The sequence below is a fragment of the Corynebacterium sp. HMSC072A02 genome, assembly GCF_001810085.1.
GTDB lineage: Bacteria > Actinomycetota > Actinomycetes > Mycobacteriales > Mycobacteriaceae > Corynebacterium > Corynebacterium hesseae.
The window spans coordinates 1-19,111 of the sequence record NZ_KV799816.1 but is presented as its reverse complement, the minus strand read 5'-3'; the positions used below and the strand labels follow the sequence as shown (position 1 = coordinate 19,111).

Genomic DNA, 19,111 nt, shown 5'->3' with positions numbered 1-19,111 from the left:
TGCTTTGAACTAATCAATCGCATCAAGATTGCGCATAACGAAAGGAGCGCCCGATGAAGGTTCGCAAGTCGCTTCGGTCGCTGAAGAAGAAGCCGGGCGCCCAGGTTATTCGCCGCCACGGTAAGGTCTTCGTGATCAACAAGAAGGATCCGCGCTTCAAGGCTCGCCAGGGCTAAGAAACGAGTTTCCTCGTCTCCGTCTTCCCCGCTTTGTGGGGAGGGCGGATTTTTTATGCCCACATGCCTGGACAGATGCGCTTTAATGAATATAATTATCGGGCGGACTTCGGCAGGAGCCCGGAAGATAGTTGAAAGAAAGAAGAATAATGAAGAAGCGTCTCGTGGCGGCGGTGTGTGCTGCTGCAGTTGGGTTCACTGTTCCGGTAGCTCATGCTGCGGACTTTGAGTTTGAAAGCTTGGCGGATCCCTCGCTGGGAATCAATGACCCCTCGTGCGAGCCGAGCGGCGAGGTGCGTGAGCCGGTGGTGCTTCTCCACGGCACGTCGGACAATTCCTCGACGTGGAACGAACTGATCCCGGTCCTGCAGGAGGAGGGGATGTGCGTGTGGGCCTTTGACTACGGCGCGGACGACGTGACGTTGCAGAACGCGAATCCTCGTGCCAAGGCGATTGCGGACTTGGATGAGTCTGCGCGCGAAATTGCAGGGCAGATTGATTACGTGCGCGAGGTGACCGGAAGCGACAAGGTTAATCTGGTGGGCCACTCGCAGGGCGGGCTGCACATCAAGACCTACACGCAGATGTACGGTTCGGCTGAGCACGTTTCCCACGCTGTGGCCATTGGTGGCAACCTCCATGGCACAACCCTCAACGGGATGGGCGAGGTTCTGGCCAAGATGATTGCGGCGATGCCACACTTTGCTCGGTTCTTGGCGAGCTCTGCAGGCATCCAGCAGGTTGTCGGCTCCGAGTTCATGGAGAACCTCAATGCGCTGCCTGATACGGCGCCGGGGCCGCTCTATACATCGATCTATTCGCCTGCCGACGTCACGGTGACCCCGAACTCTTCCTCCATGCTTACACCTGTCGACGGCGCCGACGTGGTCAACATCGATCTAGGGGAGCTGTGCGGAGCGGAGCCGCTGCATCCGGACCTGCCGCGGGATCCCATGACGATGAGCCAGGTGCTCTTTGGTCTGACCCGCGAGGCGGGGCAAGGGGCTGATTCTGGAACCTGTGTCGAGCCAATGCTTGATTAGATTTCATTGGCAATAGAGGGGCCGGTATCGAGGGCGTGGCCTAGAGCCGTGCCCTTTTGTGGACTTTGTCACAAACTAAGTGAATCTTCGGTAAACGTGCAGGGAATATCAACGGTGTAGTTACCGCCGTGGGGACGGGCGGAGTGATGGGGTGTCAACATGTGGGGTCGGGCCAAGTTACATCCTGGGAATACCAGGCATGTAACTACTACATGTAGTGCTAGTTGCGGGGTGCGGGCACAAAGTATAGTGTCGTTGATGTTGCTCGAGCGGCGGTCCGATATCGCTGTTCAGAGCCTGTAGGCAGAGCCGTTGAACGCTCTGCCAGTACCGAATTCAACAGTCACTCCGCGTGTAGCGCCGAAGGAAGCCAAAGGAACGTCACATGAGCATCACTGTCTACACTAAGCCCGCTTGCGTCCAGTGCAACGCCACCAAGAAGGCTCTCGACCGTGCTGGTCTCGAGTACGAGTTGGTGGATATCTCCCTCGATGATGATGCCCGCGACTACGTCATGGCCCTCGGATACGTCCAAGCGCCGGTCGTGGAAGCGCACGGCGAGCACTGGTCCGGCTTCCGCCCGGATCGCATCAAGGCCCTCACTGCGATGGTGGCGAGCGCCTAGGTTAACGCCATGTTGGTCGTGTATTTCTCTTCCGCTACGGAAAACACCCACCGCTTCGTCGAGAAGCTCGGCCTTCCCAGCGCCCGCATCCCGCTGCGCCTTAATGACGAGCCCCTCACCGTGAATGAACCTTATGTCTTGGTGTGCCCGACATACGGGGGAGGGGCGTCGGTAAGCGGGCAGAACACGCGGCCTGTACCCAAACAAGTCATTCGTTTCCTGAATGATGAACACAACCGCAGCTTCATTCGCGCCGTTGTAGCCGGAGGAAACAGCAACTTCGGCAGTGACTTTGGCAAGGCGGGTGACGTTATCGCCGCCAAGTGTAAGGTTCCTTATGTGTATCGCTTCGAGCTTCTCGGAACCGAGGAAGATGTCACAATTTGCCGTGAAGGCCTCCTGGCCAACGCGGCCGCTTTAGGTTTGGCTGCCTAAAGCCTCATCCGTACTATTTCGTCTCTCCATTTCGCCATAGCAAAGAAAGGCCCGTGAACGTCGTGACCACGCAACTGGGTAAGACCGTCGCCGAACCTGTGAAGCCGGCCGAGCAACTGGATTATCATGCACTTAACGCGCTGCTGAACTTGTATGACGAGAACGGCAAGATTCAGTTCGACAAGGACCGCGAGGCCGCGAACCAATTCTTCCTCCAGCACGTCAACCAGAACACTGTCTACTTCCACGACTTGGAAGAGAAGATGCGCTACCTGGTGGAAAACAAGTACTACGAGCCGGAGCTGATCGAGCAGTACGACTTCGATTTCATCAAGTCCCTGTTCAAGCGCGCCTATGCCTTTAAGTTCCGTTTTAAGACCTTCCTTGGCGCCTACAAGTACTACACGTCGTACCCCCTGAAGACCTTCGACGGCCGCCGCTACCTCGAGCGCTTCGAAGACCGTGTGTCCATGACCGCACTCTTCTTGGCGGATGGTGACACGGAGGTGGCTGAACACCTCGTGGATGAAATCATGACCGGTCGCTTCCAGCCGGCTACCCCGACCTTCCTTAACGCCGGCAAGGCTCAGCGTGGCGAGCTGGTGTCCTGCTTCCTGTTGCGCATCGAGGACAACATGGAGTCGATTGGGCGCTCTATTAACTCCGCTCTGCAGCTGTCCAAGCGCGGCGGCGGCGTGGCCCTGTTGCTGTCCAACATCCGTGAATCCGGTGCGCCCATCAAGCATATTGAGAACCAGTCTTCCGGCGTCATCCCCGTGATGAAGCTGTTGGAGGATTCCTTCTCCTATGCCAACCAGCTGGGCGCTCGCCAGGGCGCTGGTGCGGTGTACCTCAACGCGCACCACCCGGACATTATGAGCTTCCTTGACACCAAGCGTGAGAATGCGGACGAGAAGATCCGTATCAAGACCCTTTCGCTTGGCATCGTGATCCCCGACATCACCTTCGAGCTGGCAAAGCGTAACGATGACATGTACCTGTTCAGCCCGTACGATGTCGAGCGCGTCTACGGCAAGGCCTTCGGCGATATTTCCATCACCGAGCACTACGAAGAGATGGTCGAGGATCCGCGTATCCGCAAGAAGAAGATCAACGCTCGCCACTTCTTCCAGACCGTCGCGGAGCTGCAGTTCGAGTCCGGTTACCCCTACATCATGTTCGAGGACACCGTGAACCGCGCCAACCCGGTCAAGACTGGGCGCATCAACATGTCGAACCTGTGCTCCGAGATTCTGCAGGTGAACGCCCCGTCAGAGCTCAACGACGACCTCACCTACAAGACCCTGGGTAGCGATATTTCCTGCAACCTTGGCTCCCTCAATATCGCGGCTACCATGGATTCCCCGGACTTCGCCTTGACAGTGGAAACCGCTATCCGTGGCTTGACGGCTGTGTCGGACAAGACCTCTATCGACTCCGTTCCCTCCGTGCGCAAGGGCAACGATGATTCCCACGCGATTGGCCTGGGGCAGATGAACCTGCACGGTTACCTTGGCCGCGAGCACATTGAGTACGGCTCCGATGAAGGCTTGGACTTCACCAACGCTTACTTCGCCGCCATCATGTACGCCGCGTTGCGTGCATCCAACAAGCTGGCCCGCGAGCGTGGCGAGTACTTCACCGAGTTCCCCGAGTCTGACTATGCCAGCGGTGAGTTCTTCGACCGTTATGATCCGGCTGACTTTGCTCCGCGCACGGAAAAGGTCAAGGAGCTCTTCGCTAAGTCCTCGATTCACACCCCGTCGGCGGAGGAGTGGGCTGCGCTGAAGGCGGACGTCGCCAAGCACGGCATCTACAACCGTAACCTGCAGGCAGTGCCGCCGACCGGATCGATTTCGTACATCAACAACTCGACGTCCTCGATTCACCCGATCGCCTCCAAGATTGAGATTCGCAAGGAGGGCAAGATCGGCCGCGTCTACTATCCGGCGCCGCACATGGACAACGACAACCTTGAGTACTTCAAGGACTCCTATGAGATCGGCTACGAGAAGATCATCGACACCTACGCCGAGGCCACGAAGTACGTTGACCAAGGTCTGTCGCTGACGCTGTTCTTCAAGGACACCGCCACCACCCGCGATATCAACCGCGCCCAGATCTACGCTTGGCGCAAGGGTATTAAGACTCTCTACTACATCCGCCTGCGCCAGATGGCGCTGGAAGGAACCGAGGTTGAGGGCTGCGTTTCCTGCATGCTCTAGCCCTTGTTCGCACGCGCCTCAATCAGGATGGCGCGTGCGATTTTTTCTGCCTCGGGGGAGTCGCCGCGGTGGATTGCTTCCGCTAGATCCAGGTGGCGCTGGGCGGTGCCGGCCGTGGGGTTGCGTTTGCGGGAGCCAAAGAGTGAACGCCCGCGCACCATGGACAGCAGATAAGGGCTGAGGGCTGAAAACATCTCATTGCCCGAGGCATGGAGAACCATGGCATGAAAACGCAGGTCGGTAGCGAGGTGTTCACCGACGCGCCGCGTTGGCGTGTCTTGGAGGCGTTGGGCCAGCTCCAAGATCTCTTCCTTATCTTCCTGGGACGCATGCAGCGCAGCGAGGCCTGCGGCGACGGGCTCGATGGCAAGGCGCAGTTCGTTGAGAGAGGAGCGCTGCCTGTCGCGGGATTTCTCTGAGCTCAGGCGCCACGAAATGATGGCGGGATCATAGACCGCCCACTCGCTGATGGGGAGCACAGTGATACCTACGCGGCGCGAAGAAGAGACCATCCCCAAGTGCTCTAGGGCGCGCATTGCCTCGCGGGCTACGGTCCGAGAAACTCCGAAGCGCGCGCAAAGATCGGTGAGCGTAAAACGCTCACCGGCGGCGAGGGTGCCGCTGACGATGTCGGCGCCCATGGTATCCAGAACGGTGCTGAGTAGGGGAGCGGAGGGTTCAGTCACGGGGAGCCGGTACCTCCATTGACATTCGGGGGCGTGTGAACAGGGCTTAAGTATAAAACACGCAGGAATTTTGGCCCCTAGTTTTACCGGGTACGATGGCACCAGACTCCAAATAACTAGTAAGACGAGGTGACGTGCGTGTCTCACGAGTACGACGATTACATCGCTAGCCACGAGGCTCCGGTGAAGGCAATTAACTGGAACACGATTCCAGATGAGAAGGATCTTGAGGTGTGGGATCGTCTCACCGGTAACTTCTGGCTCCCAGAAAAGGTGCCGGTGTCCAACGATATCCAGAGCTGGAAGACTCTGACCGAGAAGGAGCAGGAGACCACCATGCGAGTCTTCGCTGGTCTTACTCTGCTCGATACCATCCAGGGCACCGTCGGTGCGGTATCGCTGCTTCCCGACGCCACCACTCTCCACGAAGAGGCGGTTTATACCAACATCGCTTTCATGGAGTCCGTTCACGCGAAGTCCTACTCCAATATCTTCATGACGCTGGCGTCGACTCCCATGATCAACGACGCCTTCCGCTGGTCCGAAGAGAATGAAAACCTCCAGCGCAAGGCAAAAATCGTCATGTCCTACTATCAGGGCGATGACCCGCTGAAGAAGAAGGTTGCGTCCACCTTGCTGGAATCCTTCCTCTTCTACTCAGGCTTCTTCCTGCCGATGTACTTCTCGTCGCGCGCAAAGCTAACGAACACGGCCGATATCATCCGCCTCATCATCCGCGATGAGGCCGTTCATGGCTATTACATTGGCTACAAGTTCCAGCAGGGCTACAAGAAGCTCTCGGAGTCGGAGCAGGAAGAGATGAAGGGCTACGCCTTCGACCTGCTCTATGAACTCTACGAGAACGAGATCGATTACACCGAGGACCTCTACGATGACTTGGGCTGGACCGAGGATGTAAAGCGCTTCCTTCGCTACAACGCCAACAAGGCGCTCAATAACCTGGGCTTCGAGGGGCTTTTCCCGGCTGATGAAACCCGCGTGTCCCCGGCCATCCTGTCTTCCTTGTCTCCGAACGCGGATGAGAACCATGACTTCTTCTCTGGCTCCGGTTCCTCCTACGTGATTGGTAAGGCGGAGGAAACCACCGACGAGGACTGGGACTTCTAAGCACCGTCCATTGCCACGCCGCACCTCCTGGCACGATCAACCGAAAGTTTGATTCTTTCAGGGGGTGCGTTTTCGGGTTTTGGGGGCCAACACGTCAGCCTTTCTGTGTTCTAGATCACCAGGTCTTACCTTCTGGTGAGACGGGTCTGCCACGTACAAGGGGTTATCCGGATAAAACGGGGCTAGCAAGGGCTACGGAGAAAGTTAGAGCGCTGGAAATTTGGCCCTGAGGTGCCTTAATATAAGGCGAGTAAACCTAGGTGTTTGATCACTGGGGTGTGGCGCGAGAAAACGCGTGATACCGATGTGGTTAGACGCTTGTTCTTCAGGAGGATTTTATGACCGCTGTGGCGCCACGGCTCGACGATTATGTCGCGCCTACACGTCCGGAGCCGACTGGTAACGCAAAGACCGGTTCCAAGGCGTGGATGTTGCTAACCACCACCGACCACAAGCAGCTGGGCATCATGTACATGATCATGGCCTTCAGCTTCTTCTTCCTCGGTGGCTTCATGGCTCTGCTGCTTCGCGCTGAGCTTTTCACCCCAGGATTGCAGTTCCTGTCCAACGAGCAGTTCAACCAGCTCTTCACCATGCACGGCACCGTCATGCTGCTGCTGTTTGCAACACCAGTGGTGTGGGCATTCGGTAACTATGTTCTGCCCCTGCAGATTGGCGCACCGGATGTGGCCTTCCCGCGTCTGAACGCTTTCGGTTTCTGGATTACCCTGACCGGCGGCGTCGTGATGCTCGCGGGCTTCTTGACCCCGGGCGGCGCTGCTGACTTCGGCTGGACCATGTACGTCCCGCTGTCTGACTCGGTTCACACCCCGGGTATCGGCGCCGACATGTGGATCGTCGGCGTGGGCGCTACCGGTGTCGGTACCATTGCTTCCGCCATCAACATGATCACCACGGTCCTCACCCTGCGTGCACCGGGCATGACCATGTTCCGTCTGCCGGTCTTCACCTGGGCAGTGTTTACCGCATCTGTCATCGTTCTGATGATCTTCCCGCTGCTGACCGCTGCGGCACTGGGTGTTCTTTATGACCGCAAGCTGGGCGGCCACATCTTCGACTCCGCTAACGGTGGCGGCATCCTGTGGCAGCACCTCTTCTGGTTCTTCGGTCACCCGGAGGTCTACGTTCTGGCTCTGCCTTTCTTCGGTATGATCTCCGAGGTTGTCCCGGTCTTCGCCCGTAAGCCGGTCTTCGGCTACATCGGCCTCGTCTTCGCTCTGCTAGCCATCGGTGCACTCTCCATGGCTGTGTGGGCTCACCACATGTTCGTGACCGGTGCTGTCCTGCTGCCGTTCTTCTCCTTCATGACCTTCCTCATTGCGGTTCCGACCGGCGTGAAGTTTTTCAACTGGGTCGGCACCATGTGGAAGGGTCACATCACCTGGGATACCCCGATGATCTTCGCCATGGGCTTCCTGGCAACCTTCCTCTTCGGCGGTATGACCGGTATTATGCTGGCCTCCCCGGCACTGGACTTCCACCTTGCTGAGTCCTACTTCCTGATTGCTCACTTCCACTACACCCTGTTCGGTACCGTGGTGTTCTCCGCCTTCGCCGGCCTGTACTTCTGGTTCCCGAAGATGACCGGCCGCATGCTCGATGAGCGCCTGGGCAAGATTCACTTCTGGCTGACCTTCATCGGCTTCCACGGCACCTTCCTGGTTCAGCACTGGGTGGGCAACATGGGTATGCCGCGTCGTTACGCCGACTACCTGGAGTCTGACGGCTTCACGGTCTTCAACCAGATTTCCACCATCTTCTCCTTCGTCCTCGGCGCCTCGGTTATCCCGCTGATTTGGAACGTCTTCAAGTCCTGGCGCTACGGTGAGATCGTCACCGTGGACGATCCGTGGGGCTACGGCAACTCCCTCGAGTGGGCCACCTCCTGCCCGCCGCCGCGCCACAACTTCGTGTCGCTGCCGCGCATCCGTTCCGAGCGCCCGGCCTTCGAGCTGCACTACCCGCACATGGTTAAGCGCATGCGCGAGGAAGCACACGTCGGCCACTAAGCACTCACTAGCTGAGTACTCCTGAAAACGCCGCCTCCCCATCACTGCGATGGGGAGGCGGCGTTTGCCGTAGGTGAAAAGGTCACCAACGCGGTGTGAGATAATAAGCCCCGTGGATAATCAAAGTGAACAAGTCTTCGCCGTTGTTACCGCCTCCGGCCCCGATAAGCCCGGTGTGTCGGCGGCCTTCTTCCGCGTACTGAGCTCCCACAATGTCGAGCTCGTCGACGCCGAGCAAGCCATCTTCTCCGGCCGTATTTCCCTCTCCGCGTATATCCGGGTGCAGGCCTCCCGCCTCGAAGCGCTCGAGCAGGGCCTGCGCAACACGTTGAGCATTTATGCCCAATCCATCAACGTGGATCTTCGGGAAGAGGAGGCAACCTCACGGCCGCGCTCCACGCACGTCGTCGTGGTTCTGGGACGCCAGCTCAACGCCAGCCAGATGTCGGCCATTGCTAAGGAACTGGCTAACCTCAACGTCAACATCGACCGTATCCGCGGGCTCTCCACCTACCCGCTCAATGGCTTGGAGCTGTATATCACGATCGATGGTGCTGCCGATCCCGTCCGCGCCATGCTGGCCCGCCTAGCTACCGAGCAAGGTGTCGACATCGCCATCGAGCGCTCCGGCCTGCAGCGCCGTTCGAAGCGGCTTATCTGCTTTGACTGCGATTCCACCCTTATCACCGGTGAGGTTATCGAAATGCTGGCCGCCCACGCCGGCAAGGAAGCCGAGGTTGCCGCAGTGACCGAGCGCGCGATGCGCGGCGAGCTGGACTTCGAGCAATCCCTACGCGAGCGCGTCGCCACCCTGGAAGGTTTGCCGGAGTCCGTCATCGCAGAAACCGCCGCCGATATTTGCCTGACCCCGGGCGTGCGGACCACCATTCGTACCCTCAAGCGGATGGGCTACCGCGTTGCGGTAGTCTCTGGTGGCTTTATCCAGGTCCTCGAAGATCTGGCACAGGAACTCGACCTCGACTACGTGCGCGCCAACACCCTCGAAATCGTGGACGGTAAGCTCACCGGCCGCGTCATCGGTGACGTGGTGGACCGCAAGGCCAAGGAGAAGTTCCTGCGCGAATTCGCCGCGGATTCGGGCCTGAGCATGCTGCAGACCGTTGCCGTCGGCGACGGCGCTAACGATATCGACATGATTTCCGCCGCCGGCTTGGGCATCGCCTTCAACGCCAAGCCAGCGCTGCGCCAGGTTGCGGATACCTCCGTCAACCACCCATACATGGATGAGATCCTGCAGATCCTCGGTATCCCGATGGAAGAAGTTGCCAGTGAGTAATCTCCGCGAGGCCCATCGCCGTCTTGCGGCTGCGTGTAGCGAGCGCAGTTGGCGCGATGACCCTGAGGACCCGAACAAACCCGAGACCATTCAGGCGATGCAGATCGCGCTCAACCTGCCCAAGCAGGATCCGCCCGCGCGCACCGAGGCGCTCGAGGCGGCAGCTAAAGGCGTCGTCAAGCTCTGCCTCGATGATAGGGCTGGCCAGGATGGGGCCTTCGCCGAGGCCCTAGGGCAGTGGTACGGGCACCGCATCCGCAAGGTGGCGCGCCGCGCACGCAACAAGGCCTGGCGCGATGTGCAGTCCCTGCCCGGCGTCACCGTGGATGATCGCGCGCGCGTTTTCCTCCCCTCGGCGGTGCAGGACGTGGACCCACTCGTGGCGAAGCTGCAGATCGGCCACACCGACCTGCCGAAGGATGAGCCAGGGCCCGCGCTTGACGACGTCCCTGTGATCTACGTCGACGCCTCCCTCGCCATGAGCGCGGGAAAGGCCGCAGCACAAGTAGGGCACGGCTCAATGCTACTGGCCGCGGCGATGAGCGCCGAGGAAGTGGAGGACTGGGCGGCACAGGACTTTGTGCTGTCCGTGCGCGAAATCCCTCATGCGGACTTCGCCGTGGCTTGTACGCGTCAGGGAGCGGTGGTGGTGCATGACGCCGGTTTCACCGAGGTCGCCCCAGACTCAGCCACGGTGTGCGCGCTGCGCCGCCCCTAGTGGGCCTCAACCAGGCGCTTGAGAGCGCCGCGCACGACCTGCGGGTCGCTCGTGGGCCACATCTGCGGCATGGAGGCCCGCAGGTAGGAGCCGTAGCGCTTGGTTTCCAAGCGGCTATCGAGGACTGCGACGACCCCGCGGTCCGCAGTGGAGCGCAGCAGGCGGCCCGCGCCCTGGGCCATAAGCAGCGCCGCGTGCGTAGCGGAAACCTCCATAAAACCATTGCGCCCAGCCGCTTTCGCGGCCTCGGTGCGCGCTTGCATCAGGGGATTATCCGGGCGGGGGAAGGGGATACGGTCGATGAGGACGAGGGAACAGGCAGGTCCCGGGACGTCGACACCCTGCCAGAGAGTGAGCGTGCCGAACAGACAGGAGTTCTCGTTCTTCGTGAATTTATCCACGAGCGCGCCGATGGAGTCCTCGCCTTGAAGGTAAATGTCGAAGGGGAGCGTGGGCTTGAGCTCCTCGGCCGCTTGTTGTGCGGCCCGGCGTGAGGAGAAGAGACCGAGGGTGCGCCCGCCCGCGGCCATGATGAGCTCGCGGATTTCCTTAAGGGTCTGCGGGCTGAGTCCGTCGCGGCCCGGCTGCGGCAGGTGCGCTGCGGTATAGAGGATGCCGCTGCGCGCGGGGTCGAAAGGATAGCCCACGTCGAGACTGTCCCATGTACCTTTGGGCAGGCCCCATTGTGCGGCCATGGCGTCGAAGCGCCCGCCCAAGGCAAGCGTGGCGGAGGTGAGCACCACGGTCTGCTCGCCGAAGAGCTTTTCGTGCAACATGCCGGCGATGGAGAGCGGGGCAACGGCCAGGGTGTCGTTCAGCGTGCGCTCATCGCGTTCCAGCCACACCACGTCGGCGTGTGCTGCGGGGTCACCGGTGGCGAAGACGTCGAGGATGCGGGCGATGGCTTCGACGAGGCTGCCGAGGTGATTGGCCAGGTTTTGGCGCTCGGCAGATTTTTCTGGGTCTTGGGCCTGTTCGCCCTCGGGGGCGCGGGCGATGGTCTCGCGGCAGTCGCTTAACGTGTCCGCGAGGCTCATGAGTTGCTGCTTGGCTTCCTCCGGAAGATCGGTCCAGCGGCCCGGCGTGAATTCACCGAGGAGTTGGCTCAGCTCATTGGCTTGTTCGCTCAGCCGCTGGTCTTTGCCATTGGCGCCGAGGGACTTGGCGCGGTTGGCCGCCATTTTGAGGGCGCGCCCGGTGATCTCGGCGGTAGAGACCGAGGTGATGCGGCCATCTAGCTCGTGTGCCTCATCGATGATGACGACATCGTGCTCCGGCAGGATGTTGATGTCTGCCACCGCATCGATGGCGAGCAGCGCGTGGTTGGTGACGACGATGTCGACGTCCGCCGCGCGGCGCCGCGCGAGCTCCGCGAAGCAGTCCTCGCCGTGCGGGCAGCGGGTAGCACCAAGGCACTCATTGGAGGTGACGGAGACCTGCCGCCAGGCTAGATCGGGCACTCCCGGTTCGAGGTCCTCGCGGTCACCCGTCTCGGTGTCCTCCGCCCACTCGTAGACGCGCTGGACATGGCGCCCGAGGCTGGAGATGGCGTCCTGGTCAAGCAGGGCGTCTTCGTCTTCAAGCTCAGCGGCGCGGGAGACCTTGTTGAGGCAGACGTAGTTGGAACGCCCCTTCATGATGGCGAAGGTCGGCTTCTTTTCCAGGTGCGGTTCGAGGGCCTCGGCGAGGCGCGGCAGATCTCGTTCCACCAGCTGGCGTTGCAGTGCCAGCGTGGCCGTGGAAACAATCACGGTGTGCCCGGTCTCTTGCGCGTGGCGAAAGGCAGGGACGAGGTAAGCCAGTGATTTACCCGTACCCGTTCCAGCTTGCACGGCGAGGTGGCGCTCTTTTTCCAACGCGGTGGTCACGGCTTCCGCCATGCGTACCTGGCCGGCACGCCGCGCACCTCCGAGGGCGGAGACGGCGGCGTCGAGGAGGTCAACCGTTGAGTCCTGCATTTGAGTCAGTCTAGTCGGTTGCCTCCCGCACGCATCCTATGAGCCGAACCCGATGAAGCGGGTCGGCACCGCAGGTTCGTCGCGGGTCAGAGCTAAACCTTCCCACGGCAGAGTGGTGATGGCGTGGGCTAGGTACTCGCGGGCTTCGTGGAGGGTGGGCAGATTGTCCAGGATCTCCCCGTCGCGCATGAGCGGCACCGTCATGTCGCGGGTGCTCAGTGTTCCGGTGTCTGGATCTTCGGCGGAGAAGGGGAGCACGAGCTCCTCGACGGCCACCCCGGAGGAGCGGTAGGTGCGCAGGGAGCGCTTTGCTCCACCCTGCGACTTCTTCGAGGAGGAACGCTTGGCCACGGGATGGCTATCAACCTCGACGACCTTGTACACCATGCTGGCGGTTGGGGCGCCAGAGCCGGTGACCACCGAGGTACCCACGCCGTAGACGTCGACGGGATCTCCGCGCAGGCCAGCGATGGCGAACTCGTCCAGGTCGGAAGAGACAACGATCTTCGTGTTGTGGTTGCCCAAGTCATCGAGCTGCTTACGCACGCGGCGAGTGACAGCGGCCAAATCGCCGGAGTCGATGCGAACACCACCCAGCTCGGGGCCGGCCACCCGCACGGCGGTTTCCACGCCCTTGGTGATGTCGTAGGTATCCACCAACAGGGTGGTGCCCACGCCGAGGGTTTCGATCTGCCCGCGGAAGGCCGCCTCCTCGTTCGGGGTTCCGTCTTCGTTGACGTGCGCGAGCGTCCATGCATGCGCCGCGGTACCGGAGACCGGGATGTCATAACGGTAGCCAGCCTCCAGGTTGGAGGTGGCCTGGAAACCGGCTAGGTAGGCAGCGCGGGCGGCGGTGACGGCGGCATACTCGTGCGTGCGGCGCGAGCCCATCTCGATGATGGGGCGGCCATCCGCAGCCACCACCATGCGCGAGGCCGCAGAGGCCACGGCGGAATCGGAATTCATGATGGACAGGATTACGGTTTCCAGGATCAGGCATTCGCCAAAGGTTCCGCGCACGGTCAGAAGCGGCGAGTTGGGGAAGTACAGCTCGCCCTCGCGATAGCCATCGATGTGCCCGGAGAAACGGTAATTAGCCAGGTAGTCCTTGGTCTCTGCATCGAGGAAGTCCATCTCCGCCAGCTGCTGAGCGGTGAAGCGGAAGTCTCGGACTGCGCGAAGGACACGCTCGGTGCCGGCGACAACACCGTAGCGCCGCTCGTTGGGGAGGCGGCGGGCAAACACTTCGCAGGCCACCTGGCGGTGTGCGGAGCCATCGCGCAGCGCAGCCTGCAGCATGGTCAGCTCATACTTATCGGTAAGCAGGGCCGTAGAACGATCGCTGGGCCCGAGCCCAGAATCCTGGACGTTGTCTGAGGTAGTAGTCACATCGAAGATGCTACTCAGCGCGTACCGAAAAATCAGCAGTTCTATGCTTCGAGCTGAATGACAACGTAGACTTCGCCGTCGCTGTAAGCCGTGCCCACCGCAGCGGTGGTCATGCGGGGATCGCGCAAGGCGGCCACGTGGGAGGGGGAAGCTCGGAAGGCTTCGACAAACTCATATCCACTCGCCGTGTCCAAAGGAAGGTGGTGCTGGACCATCTGCACGTTTTCTTCAGATGGCCCTTCCTCGTGTGTTACTGCGTTGCATTCTGCCTTTTCGCGCGCAGCGGTCTGGCGATCGATCCCGGGCACCAGCGGGGCCTGACCGTCCTTCCTGCGCCACTCGTTGAGTGCCGTGAGTAGATCCTCTTGAATGGTGGCGAGCTGGCGTTGGACGGGGACGTCGGGAAGCTCGTAATCGCACGTCGCCGGTGCGGGAGGCTCAGAATCCTGTGAGCTGCCGTTATCGGAGGGGTTGGTCAAGCTGAGCACGGCGGTCACGAGCGTGCCACCGAGGACCAATACGGTAAGGATGCGCTGCACGAGAGGCACAAGGTCCTCTCTTGAGGGTTGGCGTCCCGCGAGAATGTCAGTAACGGCTGGGGGAAGGGAGAAAGAATTCATCGATGCCACCTGCAAACGACAATCAGGTTAAAGGTCGAAGACAGTATAACTGTTCGCGAGATGAAAAAATTTGGCTAGTGTAGAGGACATGAAAGCGCACAACGAAACGTCCGCAGTCGTGGTGATGAGTTCGCCCATGGCCACCCCGGAGCTGGATGAGGCGATTGACGTCGACGTCGCCACGAGCGAAAACCTGCCGTGGATGTGCATTGTCTGGGATGACCCAGTCAACCTAATGAGCTACGTTTCCTACGTGTTCCAGACCGTTTTGGGTTATGACAAGAAGCGAGCTAACGAGCTGATGATGCAAGTCCATACCGAAGGTAAGGCGGCGGTGTCCTCGGGCGAACGCGACAAGGTTGAAGCTGACGTGAAGAAACTACAGGTCGCCGGCCTGTGGGCCACGATGCAGCAGGCAGGATAAGAGTATGCAGACGTGGAAGAAGAAAAAGTCCTTCATGCGTGGTGCGAAGTACACCACCGTATTCGAGCCCATGGAGCGTGAAGTCCTCGGTGATCTCACCGCGACGGTCTCCGAGGCCATCATCGCCCGCGCGCAGTCAGCGCCGAAGGATGAATTGGCGGACATGCTCGACATGCCCACTGGGCACACCGAAGCGCCGGAGGATCCGTCACTGGCCCGTCTCTTTCCAGACTTCCAGAAGCCAGGGGATGAGGAGTTCGATGGTGATAATTCGCTGCTGCGCTCGCTGCACGAGAATGACATCGCGCGCGCCAAGCTGGAGAATCTCCAGGTGATTAACACCGCCCTTGGCCCTACCGGCGGGGTAGAGGGGGCTATCAGTGAGGAAGAAGCACATGCTTTCCTCGCCGGCCTCAATGACCTGCGCCTCTACATCGCTGCTGGCGACGTGCCGCAGGATACCCCCGGGGCAGACCGCGATGCGCTCGTGGAATGGCTGGCCTTCTGCCAGGATTCGTTGCTCAACGTCATCATGGACTAGCAGAAGCGCAGGCCGGGATTGGAGACGTAGTCCTTGCCTCACGCTTGCTAAAGTTGGAGGCATTATGACCACGAGTGGACCCTTTGGCCAGCAGCAATCGCATGAGCCCAACCCTTTCCAACCCCGCCCGGCAGGACCGGGAACGGGGCACCAACCCATACTCAACAAGGGGGACTCGAAGAACTACACCCGGACCGGACGTTTAAAAACGGCTGCGTCTTTAACGGTGGGCTTCCTGGCCGTCGAGTGGATCATCCACATCATCAACTTCCTGTTCTTTGGAAGCGAGCTGGGGCAGTACGGCATTCACCCGTTGGATTTCAACGGTATCTGGGGGATCTTCACCGCGCCGCTGCTCCACGCAAACTTTGAGCACCTCATCGGTAACTCGCTGCCAGGTGCGGTGTTTTGTTTCCTGATTGGCCTATCCGGGCGTAAGGCGTGGTGGGAGGTCACCATCATCGTGGTACTCATCGCTGGTGTTGGCACGTGGCTGCTGGGCGGGCCGGGAACCTCGCATATTGGAGCCTCGGGCGTGGTGTATGGCTGGTTGGCATACCTTATCGTGCGGGGTATCTTTAACCGCTCGTTGAGCCAGTTCCTCGTTGGCTTAGGCCTTGGTTTTGCCTACTCCGGCCTGATCTGGGGCGTGCTGCCCATCTATGAGGGAGTGAGCTGGCAGGGCCACCTTTTCGGTGCCATTGGCGGCATCGTCGCGGGCATGGTGATCACCTCTGATGACCCGATGAGAAAGGTTAAGCCTGCGCCTCGAGGAGTGATGAACTAATGCCTGATGCAACCTCTCCCATTGGGATTTTTGATTCAGGCGTAGGCGGACTCACCGTAGCGCGCACAATCATTGAGCAGCTTCCCGACGAATCCATCGTCTACATCGGCGATACCGCCCACGCCCCTTATGGTCCACGGCCCATTGCCCAAGTCCGTGAGCTGTCCACCGCGATTGCTGATGAACTCGTGGAGCGTGGCTGCAAGATGCTGGTGATTGCGTGCAACACCGCCACCGCAGCCTTCCTCCACGATGCCCGCGAGCGCTACGACATTCCGGTCGTCGAGGTGATTCGCCCGGCCGTGCGCCGTGCCATTGCCACCACCCGCAACGGCAAGATCGGCGTGATCGGCACGGAGGGCACCATTAATTCAGGTGCTTATCAAGATCTTTTTGCGGTCAACCCGAACGTCGAGTGCGAGGCAGTTGCTTGCCCGGACTTTGTGAACTTTGTCGAGCGCGGCATTACCGCTGGGCGCCAGATCCTCGGTGTGGCGGAAGGCTACCTCGCTCCGCTGCAATCGGCAGGGGTCGACACACTCGTCCTCGGCTGCACGCACTACCCGCTGCTCACAGGCGTCATCCAGCTCGCTATCGGTGACAACGTCACCTTGGTGTCTTCCGCCGAGGAGACCACGAAGGACGTTTTGCGCATCCTCACCAAGACGGACATGCTTGCCCCGGCGGGGCAAGTGCCAACCCGCAGTTTTGAGTGCACTGGTGACCACGCGGCGTTCGAGCGTTTGGCTACGCGATTCCTGGGACCCAAGATTTAGCACCGGCAAAGATGTACAATCGAGCCAAATCTCGCATCCCCCATTGTTTCGTGGAACTATTGAACGCATGAAGCTGACCATCCTAGGCTGTTCCGGGTCGGTGCCCACTGTGGGTAATCCGGCCTCTGGCTACCTCCTGTCATTCCCCTCGGCTCCGTCCATCATCATGGACCTCGGCCCGGGTACGCTTGCTCGCCTGCAGGAACTCCAGGATCCTTGCGATGCCCACGTGGCATTAACGCATCTCCACGCTGACCACTGCCTAGACTTCCCGTCGCTGATGGTCTGGCGCCGTTTCCACCCCACGGCCCCGGCAGCTTCTCGCAATTTTTGCCTCGGCCCGGCGGCGACTGAAACCCACTTGGGCCGGTTGTCATCGGATGCCCCGGATGGGGTGGATGATATGAGTGATTCCTTTGCGTTTAGTCCGTGGGTGGACCGTGAGCGCCAGCTTGTCGACGATGTCTACATCACGCCTTTCCGTACCGTGCACCCGGTAGAAACGTATGCCCTGCGGGTCGAGCACACGAAGACCGGCGCAACTGTGTGTTATTCGGCGGATTCTGCTTATACCCCCGCGCTCGTTGAGGCTGCCCAAGGCGTGGATGCTTTCCTCTGTGAGGCTGCTTGGGGCGAGACTTCGGAGGATAAGGCTCCAGACATGCACATGTCGGGAGCAGAAGCTGGGCGCCTAGCGCGTGAGGCAGGGGTAAAGAAGCTCGTGCTTGTTCACCTACAGCCGTGGGGCGATGTCGCCGCAACATATGCCGCCGCTGCCCGCGAGTTCGACGGAGAGATCGTCGTCGGCGCCGCTGGGATGGAGCTCGAGTTCTAACACGCGCGGTAGGGTAGTGGGCATGACTGATTTCACTCGTGCTGATGGTCGCGCGCTCGACCAACTCCGTAGCGTTCGCATTACCCGTAATTTCACCACCAATCCGGCTGGGTCGGTGCTGGTGGAGTTCGGTAACACCCGAGTCATGTGTACGGCTTCCGTGGAATTCGGGGTGCCGCGTTTTAAGAAGGATTCCGGCGAGGGCTGGCTGACTGCTGAGTACGCCATGCTGCCCTCTGCAACCCACGAGCGCATGCCGCGCGAGTCGATGAAGGGCAAGGTCAAGGGCCGTACCCACGAGATTTCCCGTCTGGTGGGGCGCAGCCTGCGCGCAGCGGTGGACCTGTCTGAGCTGGGGGAGAACACCATCCAACTGGATTGCGACGTGCTGCAGGCAGACGGCGGTACCCGCACGGCGTCGATCACCGGCGCGTATGTGGCGCTTGCTGATGCGATTGCCTACCTCAAGGAGGAAGGCGTCGTCCCGGGCGAGCCACTTCTGGATCCCATCGCTGCGGTTTCCGTCGGCATCATCGACGGCCACGTGTGCCTCGACCTGCCCTATGAAGAGGACTCCCGCGCGGAGGTCGATCTCAACGTGGTGATGCAGGAAGGCGGAGACTTCGTCGAGATTCAGGGCACCGGCGAGCACGGTTTGTTCGGCCGCGCGGAGCTCAACGACATGTTGGACGTGGCGCAGGCTGGTTGCGCCCAGCTTATCGACGCTCAAAAGGCGGCCCTCGGATGGTAAAGCTCCTCGTCGCTTCGAATAATGCCAAGAAGCTCAAGGAACTAGAGAAGATCCTCGCCGACGCCGGCATCGCGGGCATCGAGCTGCTCCCACTGTCCGCGGTGGAGGCTTACCCGGAGCCCGTGGAGGACGGCCGCACCTTTGCCGACAACGCGTTGATTAAGGCGCGCGCCGGGGTGCAGCACACCGGCTTGGCAACGATTGCAGATGATTCCGGCCTCGCGGTGGAAGAACTCAACGGCATGCCTGGTGTGCTCTCGGCCCGGTGGTCGGGCGGACACGGCGACGATGAAGCGAATAATCGTTTGCTGTTGGGGCAGATGTCCCACGTGCCCGCGGAGCGTCGCGCGGCGGCATTCGTGTCGGTCTGCGCCCTGGTGACCCCGGATGGCCAGGAGCACGTGGTGGAGGGCCGGTGGCCAGGCTCCTTGCTCACTGCGCCGCAGGGCGAGAATGGCTTCGGCTACGATCCCCTCTTCCAGCCCGAGGGCGAATCCCGTTCCGCCGCGGAGATGTCCCCGGAGGAAAAGAACGCGGTGTCGCACCGTGGCCGCGCACTGGCGCAGCTGCGCGAACCTTTGGCGGCCCTCGCCGGGCAAGCCTAAGCGCGCGGAACTGGGAATAACAAAAGCCCGGCTTAAGGGACATTTCGTGTGGATGAACCGAT

20 protein-coding genes are annotated in these 19,111 nt (G+C 60.6%); 16 read left to right on the top strand and 4 right to left on the bottom strand.

The window, feature by feature from the left end:
- The first annotated feature begins 53 nt into the window (after nt 1-53).
- The 5 genes from ykgO to nrdE all read left to right on the top strand — a co-directional run bounded on the left by ykgO (nt 54) and on the right by nrdE (nt 4,504).
- Nucleotides 54-176 (top strand): type B 50S ribosomal protein L36, encoded by a 123-nt coding sequence (gene ykgO / locus HMPREF2698_RS02140; protein ID WP_003847162.1) that lies wholly within the window; start codon nt 54-56, stop codon nt 174-176.
- A 149-nt stretch (nt 177-325) separates the two neighbouring features.
- Complete coding sequence (locus tag HMPREF2698_RS02135) at nt 326-1,219, top strand: esterase/lipase family protein (protein ID WP_070561755.1); 894 nt, start codon at nt 326-328, stop codon at nt 1,217-1,219.
- 385 nt (nt 1,220-1,604) lie between these two features.
- The gene (nrdH, locus tag HMPREF2698_RS02130) at nt 1,605-1,844 is read left to right on the top strand and encodes a glutaredoxin-like protein NrdH (RefSeq protein ID WP_070522434.1); all 240 of its coding nucleotides are present in this window, start codon (nt 1,605-1,607) and stop codon (nt 1,842-1,844) included.
- Between the two features lie 9 nt (nt 1,845-1,853).
- A complete protein-coding gene (gene nrdI, locus HMPREF2698_RS02125; protein ID WP_070522431.1) occupies nt 1,854-2,279 on the top strand; it encodes a class Ib ribonucleoside-diphosphate reductase assembly flavoprotein NrdI in 426 nt (141 codons plus the stop codon).
- 62 nt (nt 2,280-2,341) lie between these two features.
- Complete coding sequence (nrdE, locus tag HMPREF2698_RS02120) at nt 2,342-4,504, top strand: class 1b ribonucleoside-diphosphate reductase subunit alpha (RefSeq protein ID WP_070561780.1); 2,163 nt, start codon at nt 2,342-2,344, stop codon at nt 4,502-4,504.
- Here nrdE and HMPREF2698_RS02115 read toward each other — a convergent pair.
- Nucleotides 4,501-5,145: a FadR/GntR family transcriptional regulator gene (locus tag HMPREF2698_RS02115; protein ID WP_246819419.1), complete on the bottom strand. Its 645-nt coding sequence runs from the start codon at nt 5,143-5,145 to the stop codon at nt 4,501-4,503. The two genes, nrdE and HMPREF2698_RS02115, sit on opposite strands and share 4 nt — an antisense overlap.
- 183 nt (nt 5,146-5,328) lie before the next feature.
- Here HMPREF2698_RS02115 and nrdF point away from each other — a divergent pair, with 183 nt between their 5' ends.
- The 4 genes from nrdF to HMPREF2698_RS02095 all read left to right on the top strand — a co-directional run bounded on the left by nrdF (nt 5,329) and on the right by HMPREF2698_RS02095 (nt 10,363).
- Nucleotides 5,329-6,318, top strand: a complete 990-nt coding sequence (gene nrdF / locus HMPREF2698_RS02110) for a class 1b ribonucleoside-diphosphate reductase subunit beta (protein WP_070561751.1) — start codon at nt 5,329-5,331, stop codon at nt 6,316-6,318.
- A 338-nt stretch (nt 6,319-6,656) separates the two neighbouring features.
- A complete protein-coding gene (ctaD, locus tag HMPREF2698_RS02105) occupies nt 6,657-8,348 on the top strand; it encodes an aa3-type cytochrome oxidase subunit I (protein WP_070561749.1) in 1,692 nt (563 codons plus the stop codon).
- 103 nt (nt 8,349-8,451) lie between these two features.
- The gene (gene serB, locus HMPREF2698_RS02100; protein ID WP_070561778.1) at nt 8,452-9,645 is read left to right on the top strand and encodes a phosphoserine phosphatase SerB; all 1,194 of its coding nucleotides are present in this window, start codon (nt 8,452-8,454) and stop codon (nt 9,643-9,645) included.
- Nucleotides 9,638-10,363, top strand: a complete 726-nt coding sequence (locus HMPREF2698_RS02095) for a peptidyl-tRNA hydrolase (RefSeq protein ID WP_070561747.1) — start codon at nt 9,638-9,640, stop codon at nt 10,361-10,363. Before serB ends, HMPREF2698_RS02095 begins: the two co-directional genes overlap by 8 nt.
- On the opposite strand, the gene HMPREF2698_RS02090 is transcribed toward HMPREF2698_RS02095, so the two are convergent.
- From HMPREF2698_RS02090 to HMPREF2698_RS02080, 3 genes are read right to left on the bottom strand one after another with little or no spacing between them, the layout of a single operon-like run.
- A complete protein-coding gene (locus HMPREF2698_RS02090) occupies nt 10,360-12,321 on the bottom strand; it encodes an ATP-dependent DNA helicase (RefSeq protein ID WP_070561745.1) in 1,962 nt (653 codons plus the stop codon). The two genes, HMPREF2698_RS02095 and HMPREF2698_RS02090, sit on opposite strands and share 4 nt — an antisense overlap.
- A gap of 36 nt (nt 12,322-12,357) precedes the next feature.
- Nucleotides 12,358-13,710 (bottom strand): nicotinate phosphoribosyltransferase, encoded by a 1,353-nt coding sequence (locus tag HMPREF2698_RS02085; protein ID WP_070561743.1) that lies wholly within the window; start codon nt 13,708-13,710, stop codon nt 12,358-12,360.
- Between the two features lie 41 nt (nt 13,711-13,751).
- Nucleotides 13,752-14,330, bottom strand: a complete 579-nt coding sequence (locus HMPREF2698_RS02080) for a CAP domain-containing protein (protein ID WP_070561741.1) — start codon at nt 14,328-14,330, stop codon at nt 13,752-13,754.
- An 88-nt stretch (nt 14,331-14,418) separates the two neighbouring features.
- On the opposite strand from HMPREF2698_RS02080, the gene clpS reads away from it, so the two are divergent.
- The 7 genes from clpS (at nt 14,419) to rdgB (ending at nt 19,049) form a co-directional block, all read left to right on the top strand.
- Entirely contained in the window at nt 14,419-14,754 is a 336-nt protein-coding gene (gene clpS, locus HMPREF2698_RS02075) for an ATP-dependent Clp protease adapter ClpS (protein ID WP_070522406.1), read from the top strand.
- Between the two features lie 4 nt (nt 14,755-14,758).
- A complete protein-coding gene (locus HMPREF2698_RS02070; protein ID WP_070561739.1) occupies nt 14,759-15,295 on the top strand; it encodes a DUF2017 domain-containing protein in 537 nt (178 codons plus the stop codon).
- A 64-nt stretch (nt 15,296-15,359) separates the two neighbouring features.
- Nucleotides 15,360-16,082 (top strand): rhomboid family intramembrane serine protease, encoded by a 723-nt coding sequence (locus HMPREF2698_RS02065; RefSeq protein WP_070522400.1) that lies wholly within the window; start codon nt 15,360-15,362, stop codon nt 16,080-16,082.
- Entirely contained in the window at nt 16,082-16,858 is a 777-nt protein-coding gene (gene murI, locus HMPREF2698_RS02060) for a glutamate racemase (protein ID WP_070561737.1), read from the top strand. The genes HMPREF2698_RS02065 and murI overlap by 1 nt, the downstream gene beginning before the upstream one ends.
- 67 nt (nt 16,859-16,925) lie before the next feature.
- Nucleotides 16,926-17,693: an MBL fold metallo-hydrolase gene (locus HMPREF2698_RS02055; RefSeq protein WP_070561735.1), complete on the top strand. Its 768-nt coding sequence runs from the start codon at nt 16,926-16,928 to the stop codon at nt 17,691-17,693.
- A 22-nt stretch (nt 17,694-17,715) separates the two neighbouring features.
- Nucleotides 17,716-18,444: a ribonuclease PH gene (gene rph / locus HMPREF2698_RS02050; RefSeq protein WP_010191250.1), complete on the top strand. Its 729-nt coding sequence runs from the start codon at nt 17,716-17,718 to the stop codon at nt 18,442-18,444.
- Nucleotides 18,438-19,049 carry an RdgB/HAM1 family non-canonical purine NTP pyrophosphatase gene (gene rdgB, locus HMPREF2698_RS02045; protein ID WP_070516103.1) on the top strand — a complete coding sequence of 204 codons (612 nt, stop codon included), beginning with the start codon at nt 18,438-18,440 and terminating at the stop codon, nt 19,047-19,049. The genes rph and rdgB overlap by 7 nt, the downstream gene beginning before the upstream one ends.
- Nucleotides 19,050-19,111 lie beyond the last annotated feature (62 nt).

Coding starts and splice junctions, on each gene's coding strand:
- ykgO (WP_003847162.1), top strand. CDS start 54: ATGAAGGTTCGCAAGTCGCTTCGGTCGCTGAAGAAGAAGCCGGGCGCC.
- HMPREF2698_RS02135 (WP_070561755.1), top strand. CDS start 326: ATGAAGAAGCGTCTCGTGGCGGCGGTGTGTGCTGCTGCAGTTGGGTTC.
- nrdH (WP_070522434.1), top strand. CDS start 1,605: ATGAGCATCACTGTCTACACTAAGCCCGCTTGCGTCCAGTGCAACGCC.
- nrdI (WP_070522431.1), top strand. CDS start 1,854: ATGTTGGTCGTGTATTTCTCTTCCGCTACGGAAAACACCCACCGCTTC.
- HMPREF2698_RS02115 (WP_246819419.1), bottom strand. CDS start 5,145: ATGGGCGCCGACATCGTCAGCGGCACCCTCGCCGCCGGTGAGCGTTTT.
- ctaD (WP_070561749.1), top strand. CDS start 6,657: ATGACCGCTGTGGCGCCACGGCTCGACGATTATGTCGCGCCTACACGT.
- HMPREF2698_RS02090 (WP_070561745.1), bottom strand. CDS start 12,321: ATGCAGGACTCAACGGTTGACCTCCTCGACGCCGCCGTCTCCGCCCTC.
- HMPREF2698_RS02080 (WP_070561741.1), bottom strand. CDS start 14,330: ATGAATTCTTTCTCCCTTCCCCCAGCCGTTACTGACATTCTCGCGGGA.
- clpS (WP_070522406.1), top strand. CDS start 14,419: ATGAAAGCGCACAACGAAACGTCCGCAGTCGTGGTGATGAGTTCGCCC.
- HMPREF2698_RS02070 (WP_070561739.1), top strand. CDS start 14,759: ATGCAGACGTGGAAGAAGAAAAAGTCCTTCATGCGTGGTGCGAAGTAC.
- HMPREF2698_RS02065 (WP_070522400.1), top strand. CDS start 15,360: ATGACCACGAGTGGACCCTTTGGCCAGCAGCAATCGCATGAGCCCAAC.
- murI (WP_070561737.1), top strand. CDS start 16,082: ATGCCTGATGCAACCTCTCCCATTGGGATTTTTGATTCAGGCGTAGGC.
- HMPREF2698_RS02055 (WP_070561735.1), top strand. CDS start 16,926: ATGAAGCTGACCATCCTAGGCTGTTCCGGGTCGGTGCCCACTGTGGGT.
- rph (WP_010191250.1), top strand. CDS start 17,716: ATGACTGATTTCACTCGTGCTGATGGTCGCGCGCTCGACCAACTCCGT.
- rdgB (WP_070516103.1), top strand. CDS start 18,438: ATGGTAAAGCTCCTCGTCGCTTCGAATAATGCCAAGAAGCTCAAGGAA.